Below are 304 nucleotides of genomic sequence, written 5' to 3'. Positions count from 1 at the left end.
AGGAGAGGGTGATTAGCTCAGCTGGGAGAGCATCTGCCTTACAAGCAGAGGGTCGGCGGTTCGATCCCGTCATCACCCACCAAATTCTGTAAGCAGACCCATGCGGACCGGTAGTTCAGTTGGTTAGAATACCGGCCTGTCACGCCGGGGGTCGCGGGTTCGAGTCCCGTCCGGTCCGCCATCTTCACTCAGATGTAAAACAGAGCAGGAAAGAATTGGCTCACGGCGAGTCCTCGGAATGCCGCCCAGTCCTCTCCGCCATCTTCACTCAGATGTAAAAAGAGTCATCAGCTACGATGTAAAC

Annotated in this window: 2 tRNA genes; both read left to right on the top strand. The window is 55.6% G+C overall.

Annotated elements, in window-relative coordinates:
• The first annotated feature begins 6 nt into the window (after positions 1 to 6).
• Positions 7 to 82: transfer RNA gene (locus I9W95_RS15035), tRNA-Val, on the top strand.
• 22 nt (positions 83 to 104) lie between these two features.
• Positions 105 to 181 (top strand) — tRNA-Asp (locus I9W95_RS15030).
• The last annotated feature ends 123 nt before the right edge of the window (positions 182 to 304 follow it).

This window comes from Thalassolituus marinus (assembly GCF_020320395.1).
GTDB classification, from domain to species: Bacteria; Pseudomonadota; Gammaproteobacteria; order Pseudomonadales; family Oceanobacteraceae; genus Venatoribacter; species Venatoribacter marinus.
Note: the sequence above shows the minus strand (reverse complement) of the source record. Positions and strands in the feature narration are given on the sequence as shown.